The organism is Vreelandella sp. H-I2 (genome assembly GCF_052959335.1).
Genome location: NZ_JBRAMC010000001.1, coordinates 165,712 through 185,450 on the forward strand (window position 1 = coordinate 165,712; position 19,739 = coordinate 185,450).

The 19,739-nt window shown below is 54.0% G+C and carries 17 protein-coding genes and 1 pseudogene; 11 read left to right on the top strand and 7 right to left on the bottom strand.

Features of this window, described 5'->3' with window-relative positions:
* The first annotated feature begins 8 nt into the window (after window positions 1–8).
* From ACUVOF_RS00855 to ACUVOF_RS00885, 7 genes are all read left to right on the top strand, one after another.
* Entirely contained in the window at window positions 9–2,675 is a 2,667-nt protein-coding gene (locus tag ACUVOF_RS00855) for a toprim domain-containing protein (protein WP_447042560.1), read from the top strand.
* A gap of 11 nt (window positions 2,676–2,686) precedes the next feature.
* Window positions 2,687–3,085, top strand: a complete 399-nt coding sequence (locus tag ACUVOF_RS00860) for a DUF7673 family protein (protein WP_447042561.1) — start codon at window positions 2,687–2,689, stop codon at window positions 3,083–3,085.
* A 3-nt stretch (window positions 3,086–3,088) separates the two neighbouring features.
* Window positions 3,089–3,313 (top strand): TraR/DksA family transcriptional regulator, encoded by a 225-nt coding sequence (locus ACUVOF_RS00865; protein WP_447042562.1) that lies wholly within the window; start codon window positions 3,089–3,091, stop codon window positions 3,311–3,313.
* A complete protein-coding gene (locus tag ACUVOF_RS00870) occupies window positions 3,294–3,584 on the top strand; it encodes a hypothetical protein (RefSeq protein ID WP_447042563.1) in 291 nt (96 codons plus the stop codon). Before ACUVOF_RS00865 ends, ACUVOF_RS00870 begins: the two co-directional genes overlap by 20 nt.
* Window positions 3,581–3,838 carry a pyocin activator PrtN family protein gene (locus ACUVOF_RS00875; protein ID WP_447042564.1) on the top strand — a complete coding sequence of 86 codons (258 nt, stop codon included), beginning with the start codon at window positions 3,581–3,583 and terminating at the stop codon, window positions 3,836–3,838. Before ACUVOF_RS00870 ends, ACUVOF_RS00875 begins: the two co-directional genes overlap by 4 nt.
* Before the next feature lie 156 nt (window positions 3,839–3,994).
* A complete protein-coding gene (locus ACUVOF_RS00880) occupies window positions 3,995–4,342 on the top strand; it encodes a nucleotide pyrophosphohydrolase (RefSeq protein WP_447042565.1) in 348 nt (115 codons plus the stop codon).
* Window positions 4,343–4,345: 3 nt separating this feature from the next.
* A complete protein-coding gene (locus tag ACUVOF_RS00885; RefSeq protein ID WP_447042566.1) occupies window positions 4,346–5,437 on the top strand; it encodes a DUF3883 domain-containing protein in 1,092 nt (363 codons plus the stop codon).
* Between the two features lie 8 nt (window positions 5,438–5,445).
* On the opposite strand, the gene ACUVOF_RS00890 is transcribed toward ACUVOF_RS00885, so the two are convergent.
* Window positions 5,446–6,504, bottom strand: a complete 1,059-nt coding sequence (locus tag ACUVOF_RS00890; RefSeq protein ID WP_447042567.1) for a tyrosine-type recombinase/integrase — start codon at window positions 6,502–6,504, stop codon at window positions 5,446–5,448.
* 101 nt (window positions 6,505–6,605) lie between these two features.
* Between ACUVOF_RS00890 and dusA the strand changes: the two genes are divergently transcribed.
* Window positions 6,606–7,643, top strand: a complete 1,038-nt coding sequence (dusA, locus tag ACUVOF_RS00895) for a tRNA dihydrouridine(20/20a) synthase DusA (RefSeq protein ID WP_447042568.1) — start codon at window positions 6,606–6,608, stop codon at window positions 7,641–7,643.
* A gap of 51 nt (window positions 7,644–7,694) precedes the next feature.
* Here dusA and ACUVOF_RS00900 read toward each other — a convergent pair whose 3' ends face one another.
* A complete protein-coding gene (locus ACUVOF_RS00900) occupies window positions 7,695–9,167 on the bottom strand; it encodes a catalase (RefSeq protein WP_447042569.1) in 1,473 nt (490 codons plus the stop codon).
* A gap of 205 nt (window positions 9,168–9,372) precedes the next feature.
* Window positions 9,373–10,404, bottom strand: a complete 1,032-nt coding sequence (locus ACUVOF_RS00905) for a succinylglutamate desuccinylase/aspartoacylase family protein (protein ID WP_113270354.1) — start codon at window positions 10,402–10,404, stop codon at window positions 9,373–9,375.
* Between the two features lie 214 nt (window positions 10,405–10,618).
* Here ACUVOF_RS00905 and ACUVOF_RS00910 point away from each other — a divergent pair, with 214 nt between their 5' ends.
* Both ACUVOF_RS00910 and ACUVOF_RS00915 read left to right on the top strand, forming a co-directional pair.
* The gene (locus ACUVOF_RS00910; protein ID WP_447042570.1) at window positions 10,619–11,230 is read left to right on the top strand and encodes a TetR family transcriptional regulator; all 612 of its coding nucleotides are present in this window, start codon (window positions 10,619–10,621) and stop codon (window positions 11,228–11,230) included.
* A gap of 75 nt (window positions 11,231–11,305) precedes the next feature.
* Entirely contained in the window at window positions 11,306–12,235 is a 930-nt protein-coding gene (locus ACUVOF_RS00915; RefSeq protein ID WP_447042571.1) for an alpha/beta fold hydrolase, read from the top strand.
* Between the two features lie 96 nt (window positions 12,236–12,331).
* Here ACUVOF_RS00915 and ACUVOF_RS00920 read toward each other — a convergent pair whose 3' ends face one another.
* The 4 genes from ACUVOF_RS00920 to ACUVOF_RS00935 form a co-directional block, all read right to left on the bottom strand.
* Window positions 12,332–13,018 (bottom strand): hypothetical protein, encoded by a 687-nt coding sequence (locus tag ACUVOF_RS00920; RefSeq protein WP_447042572.1) that lies wholly within the window; start codon window positions 13,016–13,018, stop codon window positions 12,332–12,334.
* A gap of 169 nt (window positions 13,019–13,187) precedes the next feature.
* Entirely contained in the window at window positions 13,188–16,376 is a 3,189-nt protein-coding gene (locus ACUVOF_RS00925) for an efflux RND transporter permease subunit (protein ID WP_447042573.1), read from the bottom strand.
* Window positions 16,376–17,644 carry an efflux RND transporter periplasmic adaptor subunit gene (locus tag ACUVOF_RS00930; protein ID WP_447042574.1) on the bottom strand — a complete coding sequence of 423 codons (1,269 nt, stop codon included), beginning with the start codon at window positions 17,642–17,644 and terminating at the stop codon, window positions 16,376–16,378. The genes ACUVOF_RS00925 and ACUVOF_RS00930 overlap by 1 nt, the downstream gene beginning before the upstream one ends.
* 77 nt (window positions 17,645–17,721) lie before the next feature.
* Window positions 17,722–19,188 (bottom strand): TolC family outer membrane protein, encoded by a 1,467-nt coding sequence (locus tag ACUVOF_RS00935; RefSeq protein ID WP_447042575.1) that lies wholly within the window; start codon window positions 19,186–19,188, stop codon window positions 17,722–17,724.
* Window positions 19,189–19,528: 340 nt separating this feature from the next.
* On the opposite strand from ACUVOF_RS00935, the pseudogene ACUVOF_RS00940 reads away from it, so the two are divergent.
* Window positions 19,529–19,724, top strand: a pseudogene (locus ACUVOF_RS00940) (cyanase); the annotation flags it as partial.
* Window positions 19,725–19,739: the final 15 nt, after the last annotated feature.

Here is a 19,739-nt window from a genome sequence, read left to right on the forward strand (position 1 = left end):
AGGCGAGCGTGAATATATCGCTGCGCCAGGACATTGTTGCGCGCTTAATCAGCGATTTTGAGGCGATTGAGCGCGGCCCCTACCTGCAACGGGTGCGCTGCCCCGAGTGCGGTAAGCGCGAAGCGTACATCAACGCCGATGCGCCGTGGATGCTGAAGTGCGGGCGGGAAAACAACTGTGGTGCACAAATCCACGTCAAAGCGCTGTTCCCGGATCTGTTCCGTTCCTGGAGCGAGCGCTACAGCACCCAGGTGGGCGAAAAGCCCACCTCTCAAACACCGGTGGCGGATGGCTACCTGCGTGACGGCCGCGGCTTTGAGCTTTCCCGCATTCAGGGCTGGTACACCCAGGAGAGCTACTGGAAACCGGAGATAGGTGGCACCGCCACCGTCCGCTTCGCCCTGCCCGGCGGCGCTTACTGGGAGCGCCTGCTGGATAACCCGGAGCGCTTCGGCAAGCAGAAGGCCAATTTCGTTGGCCGCTATAAAGGCCAGTGGTGGTGCCCGCCTGCACTCACCGCGGCGGATCTGGTCGCCGCCGGTGAAGTGTGGATTGTAGAGGGCATCTTCGATGCGATCGCTCTTTACCACCACGGCATCGCGGCGGTGTCCGCCATGAGCTGCGGCAACTACCCCGATAAAGCGCTGCAAGCCCTTTCGGATGCCACCCACAAAGCGGGCACCTGCCGCCCCACCTTGGTGTGGGCGCTGGATAACAACCGCGCTGGCCACAACGCCATTCACAAGCATGTAAGGCGTGCTCGTGCGGCAGGCTGGGATTGTGACGCCGCGCAGATCCCCAACGGTGGTCACGACTGGAACGATGCCCACCAGCGCGGCGAGCTTTCTGAAAAGCACCTGGACACCTACCGCTACCACGGCGACTTGCTGTTAGCCCCTACCGCCATGGCCAAAGCGCTGTTGATCTACAAGCGCCGCGAACAGCGGGAGTTCTGGTTCGAGTTCAAACGCCAGCTGTGGTGGTGGAAGCTGGATATGGATGCCTTCGACCGCGCCCTGCGCGCCGATGGGTTAGATGGCGAAGACCAGCGGCAGATCGACCCCGCCCTGCGCGATGCGGCCCTGGAGCAATCCGGCAGCGTGAAGCGGATCTGCACCTGTTACCCCACAGCGCTCTACTACCAGGCGAACGCGGTCACTGATGAGAGCTGGTACTACTACCGTGTGGAATTCCCCGATGGCCGCCCGCCGATCAAGAACACCTTTAGCGGTGGCCAACTGGCGTCGGCGTCTGAGTATAAAAAGCGCCTGCTGGGCGTTGCGCCAGGCGCAGTGTGGACGGGTACCAGCCAACAGCTGGACAGCCTGCTGCAGGATCAAATCGGCAACATCAAAACCGTCGAGACCATCGACTTTATCGGCTACAGCAAAGATCACGGCGCCTATGTGTTCGGCGATCTTGCCGTAGCCGGTGGCCGTGTGGTGCCAATCAACAGCGAAGACTTTTTCGAGCTTGGCCCCCGCCGCCAGTTAAAGACGCTCAGCCAGTCGGTAGCGCTGCACATCAACGACGACCGCAAAGCCTTCCAGCGCGAATGGACAGAGCAGCTGCTGGGCGCGTTTGGCACCCGCGGCGTGATTGCGCTGGGCTACTGGCTGGGCAGCCTGCTGGCCGAGCAGATCCGCGCCGAGATGGGCAGCTTCCCGTTTTTGGAGATCGTCGGCGAAGCCGGCGCGGGTAAATCCACGCTGATTGAGTTCCTGTGGAAGCTGTGCGGCCGCCGCGACTATGAAGGCTTCGACCCCAGCAAAGCCACCATGCCCGCCCGCTCACGCAACTTCGCCCAGGTGAGCAACCTGCCGGTGGTGTTGATCGAGTCCGACCGCGAGCAGGAAGGCGGTTTGAAACAGAAGCAGTTTGATTGGGATGAGCTCAAAACCGCTTTCAACGGCCGCTCGATCCGCGCCCGCGGCGTGAAGAACAGCGGCAACGATACTTACGAGCCGCCCTTTCGCGGCAGCATCGTGATCAGCCAGAACGCCCCGGTGCAGGCAGGTGAAGCGATCCAAACGCGGATCTGCCACCTGCACTTCACGCGGGAAGGCCAGAACAAAAACACCAAGGCTATGGCCGAGGCGCTGGAACGTACCGAGATCGAGCACGTTAGCCAGTTTGCCCTGGAAGTGGCCCAACGCGAGGCCGCGTTGCTTTCGTTAATCACCCAGCGCGCCCGCCACTACGCCGACCACCTGGCCGACGATCCGGAAATCAAAGTGCTGCGCATCGCCAAGTGCCACGGCCAGCTGATGGCCCTGGTGGAGTGCCTGGGGCCGGAAGGCTTGGATCTCTTCGACCAGCAAACTGTTGATATGGCCCTTGGCCATGTGAAGCAGATGGCCCGGGAACGCCAGAAATCCATCAACGCCGACCACCCCGTGGTTGCTGAGTTCTGGGAAGCCTTCGACTACATCGAGGGCCTGCGCGACGACCCCATGCTGAACCACTACGGCAAGGGCAGCGACCTGATCGCGATCAACCTTAAAGACTTCGAGCGCACCTGCGCCGAATACAAGCTGCGCACCCCGGAGGTGCGCGAGCTGAAGCGTTACCTGAAAAGCAGCAAGACCCGCAAGTTTATCGATTCCAACCGCACCGTGAACTCCCGTGTCCGCCTCAACGGCGGCAGCGTGAAGTGCTGGGTGTTTCAAGCATGAAGGAGCCCGTGATGACCACTAAAAACGCAATGCCACTGGTGACCCAGCGCCTACGCGAACGCAACCGCCAAGCACTAGAGACAATGCTCGCCGCCGAGGCCAACGCCGCCCATTACCGCGATCAAGTTGCCGAGTGCGGTCTGTCCGCCCTTAAACGCCTGGTAAAGGTGGGCAGGGGTAATAGCCACCAGCCGCAGCACTGCCGCCGCGTGCTACTGGCCGTTTACAACAGCTACGCCTGGCCCCTGAACCTGACCAGCCTACGGGTGCTGGATGACGACCTCCGCCGAGCCGCCCTAGCGGTAATCGAGTGGTCGGCCGTGAGCGATCGCGAGCTTCACGAATACCTACCGGATGGCCAAAAACTCATGCAGCGCTTTGCTGCCATCGAAAAACTAGAGGAGCAGTAACCCATGGCAGATAACGCCGACATCGCCACCGAACTCATGGAACGCCGCATGGAGGCCGCCTTGAACAACCGGCTATCTCTCTACATTCCCAACCCAGACCCAGAATGCGAAGACTGCGGCTGCGAGATCCCTCAGGCACGCCGCGATGCCCTGCCTTGGGCAACCACGTGCATCGAGTGCCAAGGGATTCGTGAACAACGGGGGCGGCATGTGCGGACAACACGCTAAAGGCGGCCGCCTAGCACGGCAAGCCGCCATGCTCTGCCAGGACAGCGCCTTTCAGCTCTACCTGGACCGACGCCGGCGCGCCAAACACAACATGACTGAGTTCCAGCTACCCGATGGTACTCACAACACAGAAGACGCCCGGGACTGGCTCTGCGCCGCCTGCCAGATCCAAAGCCGGGCTGAGTTAGACCATAACCCAAACGCAGCGGCCACGTTCCGCCGCATTCGCCAATGCTTCATGAAGTGGAAGCAGCAAGGGAGGCAACAATGAACACTTACTTTGGCTTACTCGCTGAATTCAACGGCCGCACAGAACTACCGCTGGAAGAAGTCGCCCCGCGCTTCTTCGGCATCAGCCCCCGCACCGCCGCCTTCCGCGCCGGTGCCCAAGCCCTACCGGTACCGGCTTACCGTGCTGGAGACTCGCAAAAAAGCCCTTGGCTGGTCAGCGCGATCGACCTGGCGCAGTACATTGATGAGAAGCGAGCTGAGGCGCGGGAGCAGTGGAAGATGATGAATGAGTGATCAATAGGCTAATTCGGCAAGCACAATTCTGTGCGCAACACTCAATTTGTGAAAACAAAATACAATATGTGGCTCATTACAGGCTGTTTCTTCCAGCTGAGTGTTGTGTTCACGATGCGTGATTGAGTATCGTAATTGAAAAATAGGGAGTTATTTATGGACGTAAAAAAATTACAGGCAGAGCTACAAACGTTTAGTTCGGATAGAGATTGGGATCAGTTCCATACCCCCAAAAATTTAGCGATGGCCCTTTCGGTTGAGTGCTCAGAATTAGTAGAAGAGTTTCAGTGGCTAACCGCTGAGGAATCCCTAGCGGTAATGAAAAATCCAGAATCTGCGGCACGGGTAAGAAATGAAATAGCAGACATTGCAGCTTACCTACTTAGAATCACAGATAAATTAGACATCGACATCGAGGAAGCCTTATCAGAAAAGATGAATATTAATGAAAAAAAATATCCAGTTGCAGAATTCAAAGGCAGTGCAAGAAAATACAACAGGTAATTTATGAACAGTATTTGGATAGTACCAGCATCTGATGGACCAGCCACTGAAAATCTACCTCGCTCATTGGCCGAAGGATTTGCTTCGGACATAAAAGCCAGTGCCATCAATAAAGGCTTTGATTCAGATTACGCATGGGGAGCAAAGCTTGGCAGTGGAAAAAATAAAACTTTTCACAATCAAATGCAGAAAGGGGACTTGTGTCTGTTTTACACTGCCGACCAGCAATCCCCAGATGAGAAAAAAAAGGCTTACCGTTGGTTAGCGAAAATAGAGGATAAAACTGACGATCCTGAGCTAGCAGAGGCTATCTGGAAACCAGGTAAAAGCGGAGAAAATTTTTCGCTAATATATTTTTTAACCAAGCCTTTAAAAATATATCTTGAAACTGATCAACTTAGCGCCCTTTTAACCACAAACAATAGTGCGTACTACGATGCCCCTAAAGGGCTTGCCCCAATCAAAAGGAATGAAGTAATTGAATACATTGGGGATCAATACGGCTCCTTCGATGGTTTCGCTAATCACATAGCAAAAAACTACGCACTTGAGTCACCTGACGAGGAGATTTACCCGCAATTTTACAACGCTTCTAGCAGCTTAGAACCAAGCACCAATAATTATACAATCACAAATGATCTGCTTAAGGCTATCTTCAAAGAGGGTACCAATGAAAGAAAAGCAGCCTACTCAACAAGAAGGTCAAGTGAATCCAAAAAAATTGGCGATGAGGCCGAATTATTTGTTTACAACTTATTAAAAGACGGAAAAATAGATCTCGTCAAAACAGAAACTGTGAAAAATGTTGCGAGTGAAAAAGTCGGCTGGGACATCCAATACGAAAACGAATCAGGGGATCTAGTTAAAGTTGAAGTCAAAGGCACCGTTGGAAAGCAATTCTTAAATTTTGAAATCACTCAAAACGAGTTAGAAAAGCTTAGCGACCCAGCAAATTTATATCACATCTACTTAGTGGCAGGCTGTAGAAATGATAACAAAAAAATACAAATCATATACAACATTAGAGATCTGATATCTACGGGCCAAGTAACTTGCACCCCACTCACCCATCGGCTTGAGCTAATTGGCTCGTAGAAATCACTTCATGATCTAAGTTTGAGCATCTCTGGTCTCAAGTGCGTATACCGCTTTAGTACATCCCAGCTTTCGTGGAGCGTGAACTGCTGCACCTCCACGATCTCATACCCTGCCTCAAACAGCCGCGACGTAGCTTCATGACGGAGATCGTGAAAGCGCAGATCCTCAATGCCTTTGGATTCCGTCGCTGCTCTCCACCGAGTACCAATCGATTTCGCCCAATAGGGGAAGATCCGCGGTTCATCTTTTTTACGCGGCTGCCGCTGGATGATGGCCATCGCCTCATGGGTGAGCTTAAAGCGCTTATGGTTGCCCCACTTCTGACGTGGGTGCTTGGCATCGCGCACCCAACAGGTCATCGCCTCTGTATCCAAATCGTCCCAAGTGATCCGGGTAATCTCTTCCTGCCGGCGCGCTGAAGCGATCGCAAAATCCATGATGTCTTCCATGGGTATAAGCGCACTGGGCCGGATCTTCTGAGAGCGAACGAAGTAAGCCCGTAGCCGCTCGATTTCATCGGCTGTTGGCCGCCGATCCCTTGATGCTGGCCGGCTAATCAGTCCTTTGCTTTTCAGTAGTAACTTAGCCGATTCAAACTCATTCAGATCCACCGGCATACGCCAGGCGGCTACGGCTGTTTTTAAGATAATGCCCAACCAGGTAATATCCTGCGACGTCGTGGACGGTTTTATACCACTTCGCTTACGCATCTGAGCATGATCAATAATCTGCTCGCTGCTAAGTTCAGTGATTTTGACGCGAGCGATCGGGAAGCGCCGAAGCTGCTCAATGGTGGCACGCTTGCTGCGACCTGCCCCATCGGCAAATTCATGCAGGTAGCGTTCGATCGCATCGTGTAAAGTAACGCCTTTCCATTTCGCAGTCAGCACGCCACCTGGTGTGGCCAGCTCTAACTCTCGGCGCTTCGCCCACTCTTCTGCCATTGCCTTTTTAGGGAATGTTTTCGTTTCAGAGTGGTCTGGTTGACCACGCCGGGCAATGCGAATTTGCACCATGTATGAGAAACTGCCGTCCTTTTTACGGCGCTTGCGAATCGTTGCCATGCTTGCCTCTCAGATGTACCAAATCAAAAGCGGCTCACGTACCAAATATGTACCAACGAACCATGTAAAACGCCGCTCAACCACTGTAAATATGAACAGTTATGAATGATACCACAACCGCGCCAACCCGCATGAAGTCTGGCATTGCCCGCCCGGCGCTGGACAGAACTTTCTCCGTCGCGCCCATGATGGATTGGACGACCCGCGATTTTAGGGCATTTGCACGCACGTTAACCAAGCGGGCGTTGCTGTATACCGAGATGGTCACTACCGGTGCGATTTTGCACGGAACGCCCCGTGAGCGCTTTTTGGGCTATAGCGAGGTTGAGCATCCACTAGCGCTACAGCTAGGCGGCAGCGATGCCGGAGAGCTTGCTGAGTGCGCGGCGATTGCCGAGGCGTGGGGCTATGATGAAGTGAACCTGAACGTGGGTTGCCCGAGCGACCGCGTGCAGAACAATCTGATTGGCGCGTGCTTGATGGGTTACCCCGAAAAGGTAGCCGATGCTGTGCGGGCGATGCAGACAGCGGTGTCTATTCCGGTCACCGTAAAATGCCGTATTGGCATTGATGATCAGGACGAAGACTCCGATCTTGAGCGGTTTATCGTGATCGTTGCTGACGCTGGCTGCGAGGTGTTCACGGTGCACGCACGTAAAGCATGGCTACAGGGTCTGTCACCCAAGCAGAATCGCGATGTGCCGCCGCTTATTTACCCCCGCGTACATCGCTTGAAGCAGAGCCGGCCCGAGTTACATATCGGCATTAACGGCGGGATTAAAACGCTCGCAGAGTGCCAGGAACAGCTGACCCATGTGGATAGCGTGATGGTCGGGCGCGAAGCGTATCAAAACCCATGGCTACTCTCCGGTGTTGATGAGCAGTTGTTTGGTGAGCAAGGCCCGGCGACGAGCCGCTTGGAGGCTGCGAACGCGTTTCGGCCCTATATTCAGCAGCGTTTGGATGAAGGGGCGAAACTGAATCACATTACCCGTCATCTGCTAGGTCTGTTCCAGGGTTGCCCTGGCGGCAGGCGCTTTCGTCGTCATTTGTCAGAACACGCCCATAAAGAAGGCGCAGGATTACGCCTATTTGATGACGCGCTTAGCTTGGTGAACGAACCTGAATGCGTCGCATAAAAAAACCCGCTACACGCAGTGTAGCGGGTTCGTTTTCATAACAGCGTAACCTTACAGCGCTTTTTCGCGGCGGTTCGCCATCACGCCCTGCTCGACACGCTCGCCGATTGTCTGATCGACGTTTTTCCAGTACTCAAATACTCGCGACAGCACCGGCTCTTCAACGCCGTCGGAAACGTGGCCCACAATGTTGTTGACCAGTCGGTCACGGGCAGCATCATCCATTACCTTATTGACTAGATCATTGGCTTGGTTGAAGTCGCCATCGCCTGGGCGCAGCGTGTACGCGGCGCGAACCAACTCGCCATCCGTCTCCCATACCGCCTCTTCCGGGTACCTTTCCGGGTTGGCGTGCGCGCCCCCTTTGCTATTAGGTGCGTACACCGGGTCGGTGGAGTGGTTAATACGCATCCGACCACCCTGGGTGTAGCTGTTCACCGGGGTCTTGGGTGCGTTAACGGGGATATGTTGGTAGTTCACCCCCAAACGCGCGCGGTGCGCATCAGCATAGGAGATTACCCGTGCCAACAGCATTTTATCCGGCGAGAAACCGGTGCCCGGTACCGAGTTGCTGGGCTGAAACGCGGCCTGTTCGATTTGGCTGTGGAAATCGACGGGGTTGCGATCCAACGTCATCTTACCGACTTCATGCAGTGGGTAGTCGCCGTGCGGCCACACCTTGGTCAAATCGAAGGGGTTGATGTGGTAGGTCTTGGCATCTTCAAACGGCATAATCTGAACTTTCAGCGTCCAGGTGGGATGATCCCCGCGTTTGATGGCATCGAACAGGTCGCGGCGATGGTAGTCGGCATCCGCACCTGCCATCTTATCAGCCTGTTCCTGGGTCATGCACTTAATGCCCTGGTCCGTCTTGAAGTGGTATTTCACCCAAAAGCGCTCGCCTTCAGCGTTTACCCACATATAGGTATGGCTGGAATAGCCGTTCATATGGCGCCAGCTGGCGGGGATGCCCCGATCGCCCATTAGCCAAGTGACTTGGTGGGCAGATTGCGGAGAAAGCGTCCAGAAGTCCCACTGCATATCATGATCACGCAAGCCGTTATCCGCTCGACGCTTTTGTGAGTGGATAAAGTGCTGGAATTTGAGCGGATCGCGCACGAAGAACACAGGGGTATTATTACCCACCATGTCGAAGTTGCCCTCTTCGGTGTAGAACTTCAGCGAGAAGCCACGGGGATCGCGCCAAGTGTCCGGGCTACCAGACTCACCGGCCACCGTCGAAAAGCGAGCCAACATCTCTGTGTGCTTACCCGGCTGGAGAAAATCCGCCTTGGTGTATTGGCTGACATCGTGTGTTACTTGGAAGTGACCAAAGGCGCCGCTCCCTTTCGCATGGGGCTGACGATCCGGAATCATTTCCCGGTTAAAGGCAGCCATCTGCTCCATCAAGTAGTGATCATGTAGAACGATCGGCCCATCGGGGCCTACTGAAAGTGAGTGTTCATCACTGCTGACCGGTATGCCCGCATCCGTTGTAGTGTGTTTAGTTTTATCGCTCGTCATCGCTTTTCCTCCATGTCACGGTAAAAGTGGCATTGACACACCACATGCTTGAGCACGATGAAAGCTTGGCTATTTTATTCTTTTGTTTTCATTTAGGTAGCCGCTTACAAAGCCCATCATAGGTATAGTCAAACAAAAACAAACATGCCATTCATGGAGGCTATAAGGCGACTATAACTGCGATAGCTTTTTATCATGGTTAAAACTAGTAGAACGAATCCGGGGGCGGAACCAAACTTGAGTTAAAGCTTTCGACAGCCGTTTCGGCCTCCTCAATTTCGTCAAAACGAGCGATATGAAACAACGCCTCGCCTTCGTTGGCCAACGGCAAACGGCTCATACCAATGACGATACCATCCGCGACGGAGCGAACTTCGCCTTCATCGTTACCAAAGGGGTCAGCTACTTTACCCAGCACCTCGCCTTTGGCAACGCGCGCGCCCAGGCGCACCTTAGGGCGCAAAATGCCATCAATAGGCGCACGCGCCCAACTTGACCCATTGGCCAGTTCGGCAGGCGCCGGCGTGCGGCGACGCTGTTCACCGGTCAGCATGCCCAAGCGCCGCATGACCCGTAATACACCTCGTACTCCCGGTGCTATCGCCCATTCATCAAAGCGCAAGGCTTCGCCTGCTTCATAGGTTAATACCGGAATACCGCGCCGCTGAGCGTAGTGACGCAAGCTGCCTTCACGCAGTTCAGCGTTAAGCACCACGGGGGCACCAAAGGCATTCGCCATACGCTCGGTTTCACTGCCCGGCTGCAGTTGGGCACGGATTTGGGGCAGGTTGGTGCGGTGAATAGCCCCCGTGTGTAAATCAATAATATGCGTGGCGTAATCGACAATCTGTTCGCGGAACAGCGCGGCAACCCGCCCGCCTAAGGAACCCGACTCACTGCCCGGAAAGCAACGGTTGAGATCGCGCCGGTCAGGTAAATAGCGCGTTTGCTGTAAGAAGCCAAACACATTCACCACCGGCACAGCAATCAACGTACCGCGAATGCTGTTAATCGCCTTTGAGCGCAGCACCCGGCGGACAATTTCCACACCGTTGATTTCATCACCATGGATACCACCACACACCAGCATCACCGGGCCATCCTTACGCCCATGGACTACCTCGACAGGGATATGCAGTGGTGTATGGGTGTAAAGACGTGCCACCGGCACATCCACTTGTAAGCGTTGGCCGGGCATAATCGTATGTTGACCTAGTTGAAAAGGAGCTCGTGCCATACTTTATATCCTGTTTCCTAATCAATTATATTCACGTCGTTAGTGCGGTTCGAATCAGCGTCATTGCCTTTTTATACGCCTTGAATAGCAAAATGACGAATTTGTTAACTCACGTTATGGGCTGAATCATTTATCCATACAGTTTTGAATGTAAATACTCGCTAGCTTAGGTTAAAATGTGACCATTCCGTGTCGATAATGAGGTTGCGTTTCCATGGCAAGAAAGACCAAAGCTGAAGCTGCTGCTACCCGCGAAGCACTGCTTGAAGCTGCAGAAGAGGTATTTTTTGCCAAAGGAGTGGCACGCACATCGCTTGAGCAAATTGCGCGCCATGCAGGCCTCACTCGAGGTGCCGTTTACTGGCACTTTAAAAACAAAGGCGACTTGTTCATGGCCCTGGTCGAACAGGTGCGCATGCCCTTTCAGTCGCTGATGGACGAGGTCGGCAAAGCTGACACCGAACTATCACCACTCGAAGCAATACGCTTAGCCTGCCATGCGGGTTTGGTACGCCTCGAGCAGCCTTCGTATCAGCGGATACTCTCGATCTTATTGCATCGCTGCGAGTTCTTCAGCGATATCAACCCGCTCGATATGCAGGAGAAGATCGGTAACGAGTGCTTTGATGAAATGCTGAACGTGTTTAGGCTCGCTCAGGAACAACAATTGCTTCGTGAAGACCTAAGCCCAGAAATTGCCACCCGACTCATGCAATCCATGCTAGGTGGACTGTTTCACGACTGGCTACGTAACCCCGACGCTTTTTCAATTCGCGAACGGGGCGGCGAGCTGATCGATACCTCAATTCGCATGATGCATCGTTAATCAAACCGTCCCGCTCTCGCTGCATCGCAGCAATTATGCTAATACTGGCTATATCATTAGCCGTGTGAGCACACTATGGATGCCTTGGAGTTTATCCGCGTACGCGAATTAGAAGTAGCTGTACGCATCTGGAACCCTACCGCCCCCCGCACCCTTATCGCTTGGCATGGCCTTGCTCGCCACGGCGGCGACTTCAGCGCACTGGCGCGCGAGCTAGGCAGCGGTTGGCGTGTTCTCGCACCGGACACACCAGGCCGAGGTTTATCCAGCTGGTCGCTGTTCCCTGCGCATGACTACCTTTATAGCCATTACATGACAGTCGCTATCGCGCTACTGGATCACTTTCAACTCGAGCAGGTTGACTGGCTGGGCACGTCGATGGGTGGCCTGTTAGGCATGTTGATTGCGGCGGATCCGCAGCATAGCCAGCGTATTTCTCGGTTAATCCTTAATGACATTGGGCCTGAGCTGAATAAACAAGGGCTTATTGGTCTTTCCAGCTATTTTGGGGTGACCCACCGTTTTTCTTCGTTTAGTGAATTTCAGCAAGAACTCACCCAGCACTATGCTAGCTTCGGTATCACAAGTGAGTCAGCTTGGCGCGAACTGGCGCTCAACAGCTCCCGTCGGCTACCCGATGGGAGTTGGTCTTATCACTATGACCCGCGTATCGGCGAGCAGTTTGTGCACGATACACCACGCGACACCTGGGCCGATTGGGCGAATATTCGCTGCCCGGTGATGGTCATTCGTGGTGAAGATTCGACGCTATTAGATGCAGAAACACTGCCGCGTATGAAAGAAAAGCAACCTCACCTTGTGACCTTGAGTATACCTAACTGCGGCCATGCCCCGATGTTAGATAGACCCGAACAGGTTGCTCCTATCCAGCACTTTTTAAATCGCCCCGCAGCGCTTCACTCAACGCCTCACAACCAAAAGCAAACCGCCACCGGCTGGCAGCATAGGTTTCAGTGGCTGATACAGCGGTGGCGGCGGTGGTAGAAATAAGCCGGGCCTAGCGAAAATGTTAAGCTTCCCGGCGTCTCTCTCCAAAGGCATGGTCAGTTAATAAAAATAGCTCGTTAGTAAAACAAGTCGTTAGTGAGAGGTTGAGTAATGAGCTGAATGGCGGTTTTTTTGCTTTAGGCGCAGTTTATTCAACCGGACACGTGTTTCCAGATACACCTGCTCAGAAACACTACGATAAGCCCCCTCGTCAGGTAAGTACTTCACCAGTACCCGACGCTCCCCTAACTCAGGCAGCCCATCTCGTTTGCTAAGCAGCTTTACTGAACTGCTGGGCTCCTTATCTATCTTCGCAAAAGCCACTTCACCTGCATCCTGTCGTTCAATCACTACCACCCTTTTCCCCAACAGGCACCGCCGGGTAAAGGGGCGATAGCGATGCAACCCACGGTGTAAGGCTTGGCACAACATTGCCGCTAATGGGGAGGCCACTACCAGCGTGCCCCATAGCACCAGCACCCCTACCGGAATACGTATCAAGCCGAGCGGTAACCAACGCAACACCAGCAATTCAATCGTCAGCGTGAGCGCCCCCGCAATACTCAGGATGACCGTTAATGCCAGCGTAGCAGGCACCCCGGCAAAACCTAACGAGACCAACGTACTGGCGAGATGATCCTCTTTTAAGCTGTCGCGCTCAAACAGCTCAATGGGGGCTAGGCGAATAATGACTAATAGCCAGTAGAGCGCTAATAGTCCAAGTAGAAGCGTAAACACAACGCTCGGAAATTGTGTCGCTGCGTGCAGTACCTCGTTCATGGCGTCCTCCTCTACCGGTACTTAGCCGGCGATGTTTTATGCTTTTAAGCTTAGTCCAGGTTAGCTTTAGGGCGCCAGTGCTGTATTGACCCCGGTCATGGGGATAAAAAAAACGGGTACCTCCCAAAGGAGATACCCGTCTGTTTTCACCTTTCATTACCGCTAAAGGTTAGAGCCGATCCTGCTCTAGCGCCAGTGACGAGGAGTACCGCTTATCCCCTTTCACCTTACGCCCCAGCCAGTCAGAGGCTGTCGCAATCATGGCGTAGAAGCTGGGAATAAACAGGCTACCCAAGGTCGCCACAGCGAACATACCCATCGCAACCGTGGTACCAATGTGATGACTGCTCACGTCGCTAGCGCCGGTCGCTAAGGCCAACGGTAACGTACCGAAGATAAACGCCAGAGAGGTCATCACAATAGGGCGGAAACGCAGTTCTGCTGCAATAATCGCCGCTTCGCGGATGTTTTTCCCCTGCTCTTTACGCTGAAGTTCGGCGAACTCGACGATCAGAATAGCGTTTTTCGCAGCCAGCCCAACCACCACCAGCATACCAATTTGCACATAGACACTGGTGTCCAGCCCACGCAGAACGATCCCGCCAATACCGCCCAGAAACGCAAAGGGCGTCGCGGTCAAAACGGCTAACGGTAATGACCAACTTTCATACTGAGCCGCTAGAATCAAAAAGACCATCAGCAGCCCGAAGACGATAGCCAGAGTGGCAGCGCTTCCCAGATTGGCCTCCTGATATGCCGTACCGGTCCAGCCCATGCCCCAGTTGGAGCCCAACGTCTCCTGAACGACCTCCTCCATCGCTTCAATCGCCTGCGTAGAGCTATAACCGGGGGCAGGGTTACCCTGGAACTGAGCACCGGCGTACACCCCGAAGCGTGATACCACGGACGGTCCGGTTTGACGTTCAAGCTCAACAAACTCAGAAAGCGGTATCCGCTCGCCGTTACCCGCGCGCACATAAACATTGCTCACGTCTTCCGGCGTTTTACGAAATTCATCTTCGTTTTGCAGATACACCTGGAAATTACGGTTTTGATAGCTGAAGTAGTTCACAAAGCCATTACCAAACGTATTGGCTAGGGCTGAGTTAATATTCTCCAGCGCCACGCCGTAACTCAGCGCTTTCTGTTGGTCGATGTTAGCCCGGTAAGAAGGCACATTAACGTTGAAGGTGGTGAAAACCCGACTCAATGCAGGGTGCTGGTTAGCCTGCTGCATAATTTGCAGTGACGCTTCGTACAGCTCACGTGGCGTTGCTCCCTCAAAAGACTGCAAATAACCCGTAAAGCCACCGGTCGTTGAGAGCCCCATGATGGGCGGCACGTTAAAGGCCATTGCAGAACCACCATCAATACTGGCGCCTAACCCCATAATACGTCCAACAAGTTCACTGGCAGTTAACTCACGCTCTGACCAAGGGTGCATATTGACGAACATGATCCCGCGAGCTGTATTCACGGCACTTGAAAGAATGTCGTAACCCGCCACGGCGGAGGAGTACTGAACCCCAGGAATATCCTCAATGGCCGCGCTAAGTTTCTCCATGTAGCGCTGGGTGCGATCAAGTGATGCTGCGTCTGGCAGCGACACACTTACCAGCACAATACCCTGGTCGGTTTCTGGCACCAACGTTGAAGGCGTATTGGCATAGAGCCAGTAAGAACCCACACCCGTCGCCATCGTTAGCGCAAGCGCCAGCACCCAAAAACGCACTAGGCCTTTTACTAGCCACATGTAAGCCGCAGTGATGCCTGCAAACAAGCGATCAAACAGGCGTAACGGTGTGTGTAGGGCACGCTTAAATTTGGACTGCCCGGTACCGGCGATTTTGTGTTTGATAAAGATCGCTGAAAGCGCGGGCGTAAAGGTCAATGCCATCAACGCTGAGATCGCTACCGAAATCGCCACGGTAATCGCAAACTGCTGGTAAATTTGCCCGGTAAAGCCACCCAGGAAAGCAACAGGAATAAACACGGCTGCCATAATCAGCGAGGTCGCGATAACCGGCCCGCCAACCTCTTTCATGGCACGGATGGTGGCATCCCTTACGCTAATATCATCCTCTTCACTCAGCACACGCTCAACGTTCTCCACCACCAGGATGGCATCGTCGACCACTATCCCTATCGACAACACCAGCGCAAACAGCGTCAACAGGTTGATCGAGAAGCCAAACACGTAGAAGCCTGCAAAAGTGCCCACTACGGCCACCGGTACCACCGACATGGCAATCACAGTAAAGCGCCAGTTCTGTAGGAAGATAAACAGAATGACGATAACGATCAGGAAGGCTTCGATAAAGGTATGCAGAACCGTCTCAACCGAGGCATCAATAAACAAAGTGGTATCGTAAGGGGCGACATACTCAAGCCCCGGTGGGAACCGACTCGCTAACTCATCCATGGTTGCCCGAACGGCATCTGCGGTTTCCAGAGCGTTTGCACCAGGCTGCTGGTTGATAATGATTGGCGTCATGGTCGAGCCGTTCAACCGTGCATCGACCCCATAGAAAGACGCCCCGAGCTCAATGCGTGCCACATCTTCCAGACGCAACGATGATCCATCAGGATTAGTGCGTAGGTAAATGTTGCGGAAGTCGTCGACATTATTCAGACGCCCCCCAGCGGTAATCGTATAGGTGTAAGCACGTGGATCGCTCTGGGGTGTAGCAGCCAGGCTACCCGCAGGGATTTCGGTATTTTGCACTCTAATCGCACTCGCAACTTCGCTGGGCGTTAGGTCATATTGGGCTAGCTTATCCGGATCCATCCAGATACGCATGGCAAACTCGCCCCCCCCCAAGACCTCAGCGCTACCCACCCCAGGCACCTGACGTAATTCATCAAGCACGTTAAGAGTGGCGTAGTTCTGCATGAAGATTTTGCTGTAATCGCCGCCCGGAGAGGTCAAGGCGATCAACATCAAGATGGAGTCTGAGCGCAGCTCAACGGTGACACCTTGCGACTGCACCGCTTCAGGTAGCTGTGAGAGCGCCCCTTGAACACGGTTATTGACATTAATGGTATTGATATCGCCGTCAGTGCCGATATTAAACGCCACACTTAGGCTCATGGTACCGTTATCAGCGCTGTTTGAGGTCATGTAGAGCATGTCCTCAACGCCGTTAATGGCTTCTGCGATGGGTGCAGCGACCGTTTGCGCCACGGTTTCCGCATCTGCGCCGGGGAACTGCGCTTGCACGGATACCGTCGGCGGCACCACGCTGGGGTACTGTTCAATGGGCAACACACGCATTGACATCACGCCCACCAGCGTCACGATAATCGCCAGTACAGTGGCAAATATCGGACGGCTGATAAAGAAGTTAGAGAAGTTCATTATTGCGCACCCTCTTCCCCTTCAGCGGCCGGGCCTTCGGCCGTCCCTTCCAGCGCTTGCGCCTGTTCAGCCTGCTCTTGAGCCTCTTCTTGCTCAATCCTTTCCACCATCGCCTCCGCATTGCCACTAAACGGCTGCGGATCAATCGCCCTGCCCGGCTCTAAGCCAGCAGGATCACCAACCACTACCCGGTCGCCTGGTTCAAGGCCATCTTGAATAATCAGCCAAGGGCCCGCTAATTCGCCTAACGTGACCGTGCGCTCGCGCGCTTTGTTTTCGTCATCCAATACATATACCTGAGGGCCCATTAAGCCTTGCGTCACGGCAATTTCCGGCACTGCCATCACGTCAAAGCGCTTTAAACCTTCGATTTGTACACGTACAAACTGGCCAGGCAGAACAGTGGCGTCTGGATTCTCAAATGTCGCGGATGCCTGAACGGTACTGGTATCCCGATCAACGCTTGAGCCCAGAAAGTCCAAGTGGCCTTCCAGCTCGGCACCCCCACCACCGCTGACACCGGGAATACTTAGTCGGGCGCGGATATCCGATGCCTCAGTTCCCTGGCTCAGTTGGCGGCGCAGCTCAAAGGCATCCCGCTGGGGTAGTTGAAAACGCACTTCTAAAGGATCAAGCGGCGTGATCGTTGCCAGCTCCGTTCCGGAAGTAACAAAATTACCGACGTTGACTTGGCTTAAGCTGATCATGCCCGACACCGGAGCAGTCACTTGGGAGTAACCTAAATCTAGATTAGCGCTGGTCAGCGCTGCTTCCGCCTGAGCAACGTTCGCTTGAGCGACTCGCTGGTCAGCCAAGGCCTGGTCATACTGTTGACGACTGACCGAGTTTTGGCTGAGCAACTGCTCAAAACGCTGTGCATCTCGCTGGGCGCGGGAAAGCTCGGCACGCGCGCTTTGCAAATCAGCTTCACGCTGATTAACGGTTGCCTGGTAAAGGTCGGGTTCAATGGTGTAAAGGCGGTCGCCCTTTTCTACCATTTGGCCCGGCTCGAAATGACGCGCTTCCAGTGCACCACTGACGCGGGCCACTAAGGTGACCTCATCATCACTACGCAACAGTGAGGGGTACGATTTATCCAGCGCTATATCCTGACGAGCCATTTCTACGACGGCAATCTCATGCGGCGGGGGTTCTTGCTCGGCGCCCTGCTGGGGCGCCTCGGTTTGCTCTTGACCACAGGCCGCGAGTGCCAGCGCGGCTAAAAGCGTTACAAGACTCGCTCGGCGTGAGTGAATCATCTTCTTCATACGTTGAGTTCCCATGTATCTTTTAAGAGTCGACTGATAGCACTTGCTGCACCTGGGTCATTTCCAATCGGCGTTAATTACATGCCCGGCTGGGGTGGTGCTCCGATGTCGAGCGCGCTCTCATAGCGGTCGTTACCGCCACTTTCTGGCAAGGTAAAATTCACCTCATCGCCGGTTAGCCACGCATTGACTTCATCGATAGCTTCTACGTCCAGGCGCCCGGCCTGCTGACGCAGCGAGAGTAAATTCACCACATAGTCGTAGCGAGCTTCCGCATAGTTGGCGATAGCGTTGTAGAGGTTCTGCTCAGCGTTCAACACGTCCACGATGTTACGAGTACCCACTTCGTAACCGGCGCGGGTGGCTTCTAAAGCGCTCCGATTGGAGACGATGGCCTGCTGGCGAGCTTCTACGGTTTCCACATCGTTGCTCACTTGGGTATACAGCGAACGTACCTGCTGAATGGAGGAGCGGCGCTGGGACTCGAAGTCGTACTGGCTACTTTCCAGTTGATAGGTTCCTTGACGGATACTGGCACTGGTACGCCCACCGGTGTAAATAGGCAAATTAGCGCTTAAGCCCACCTGGCTTGAGGAGTCTTCTCCGGTGGTATTATCAATATCACTGTCCCCGTATTGATAATTACCAAACGCTTGTAGCGTAGGTAAACGACCCGCTCGGGCAATGGCTACGCCGCTGCGTGCTACATCAATACCGGCCTGCTGAGCTAACACCAAGGGGTTACGTTCAATGGCTTGTTCTACCCAGTAGTCGCGGCTACTCGGCTCAGGGAGGTCTACCGGCATACTGTCGCCCAATGCTTCAATACTGGCGTAACGCTGGCCGGTAAGCTGCTCCAATGCTTCAAAAGCCACTTGCAGATTGCTTTCTGCCGCAATGCGATCAGCACGAGACTGGTCAAACGTCGCGCGCGCTTCTTCGACTTCAGTAATCGCAATCAAACCAACTTCAAACTGCTCGCCTGCCTGCTCAAGCTGACGACCAATGGCGCGCTCCTGAGCAAGACGCGCTTCTAAAATTTCGTAAGCACGCAAAATATCAAAATAGGCACTGGCGACATCGATCAATAGCTGTTGTTCGGTGGCCGCTAGCAAGTAAACCTGCTGATCAATCTGGTTGGCAGCCTGAGTGACTTCTCGGCGCGTTACTTCATCATAGAGGGCCTGAGTGGCTTCAAGCGACAGCGATACGGTGTTGTAACGGTCATCACCCGAGCTTGCGTTGCCTGATCCAGCTCCTTCAGCAGGAAGACGAGATGAGGTCTGGCTTTCATACTGCTCATTATGAGTCACATTGCCTGACGCATTTATCTGAGGCAATAACCCGGCCTTTGCAATATCTTTGGCTGCTTCTACGGCCAAGTATTCAGAACGCGCCGAAGCAAGCTCAGCGTTATTGTCTAACGCATCACGGGTAATCGTAATGAGGTCGGCTGCCTGAGCAGGCAACACAAAAGAAGCTGTGAATACCGCTAACAGTAAGGGTCGTAAAGGGGCATTGACTGCCCAGTGTGCCAGTCGCATGGGGGTTGCCTCTAGGTATCAGCATCAGGATGGCGAACGAACTAAGCGTCTCATCTTACACAGCCACGCAGTGCGTTAAGTCACGCAGCGCATTAAGCCACTCAGTAAGATGAGCATTATAGTTACATTCATGTATGTATGCTAGCCTTGAACAATCTAAAAATGTGTGTACAGCTTATTGTCAAGCTGCTACCAGATTACCTTAGTCCAAAGCATGATGCGGTGACGACAAACACGGCTTTTTTTACGAAAATCACACGCGTCGATGCCCCATTTATTGAGACGTGAAGCTAACGTTGTTGGCTTAATGCCTAGCAACTCCGCTGCGCCCCACACACACCCGATACTTTACCGCCTGTACGAAGTGGTCGGCGTTTACGGCGAAACCCAGGAGGAACGTGGTACAAGAGAAATTTGGCGATGGCATTATGAGCGCGATCGACTTCACCATGGAGGTCGACAAAATCGAAGACCTCAAAGGCGACCGAGTACTGTTGACCCTGAACGGCAAATTTTTGCCTTATAAGTCCTGGTGATACATAGGCCTTGAT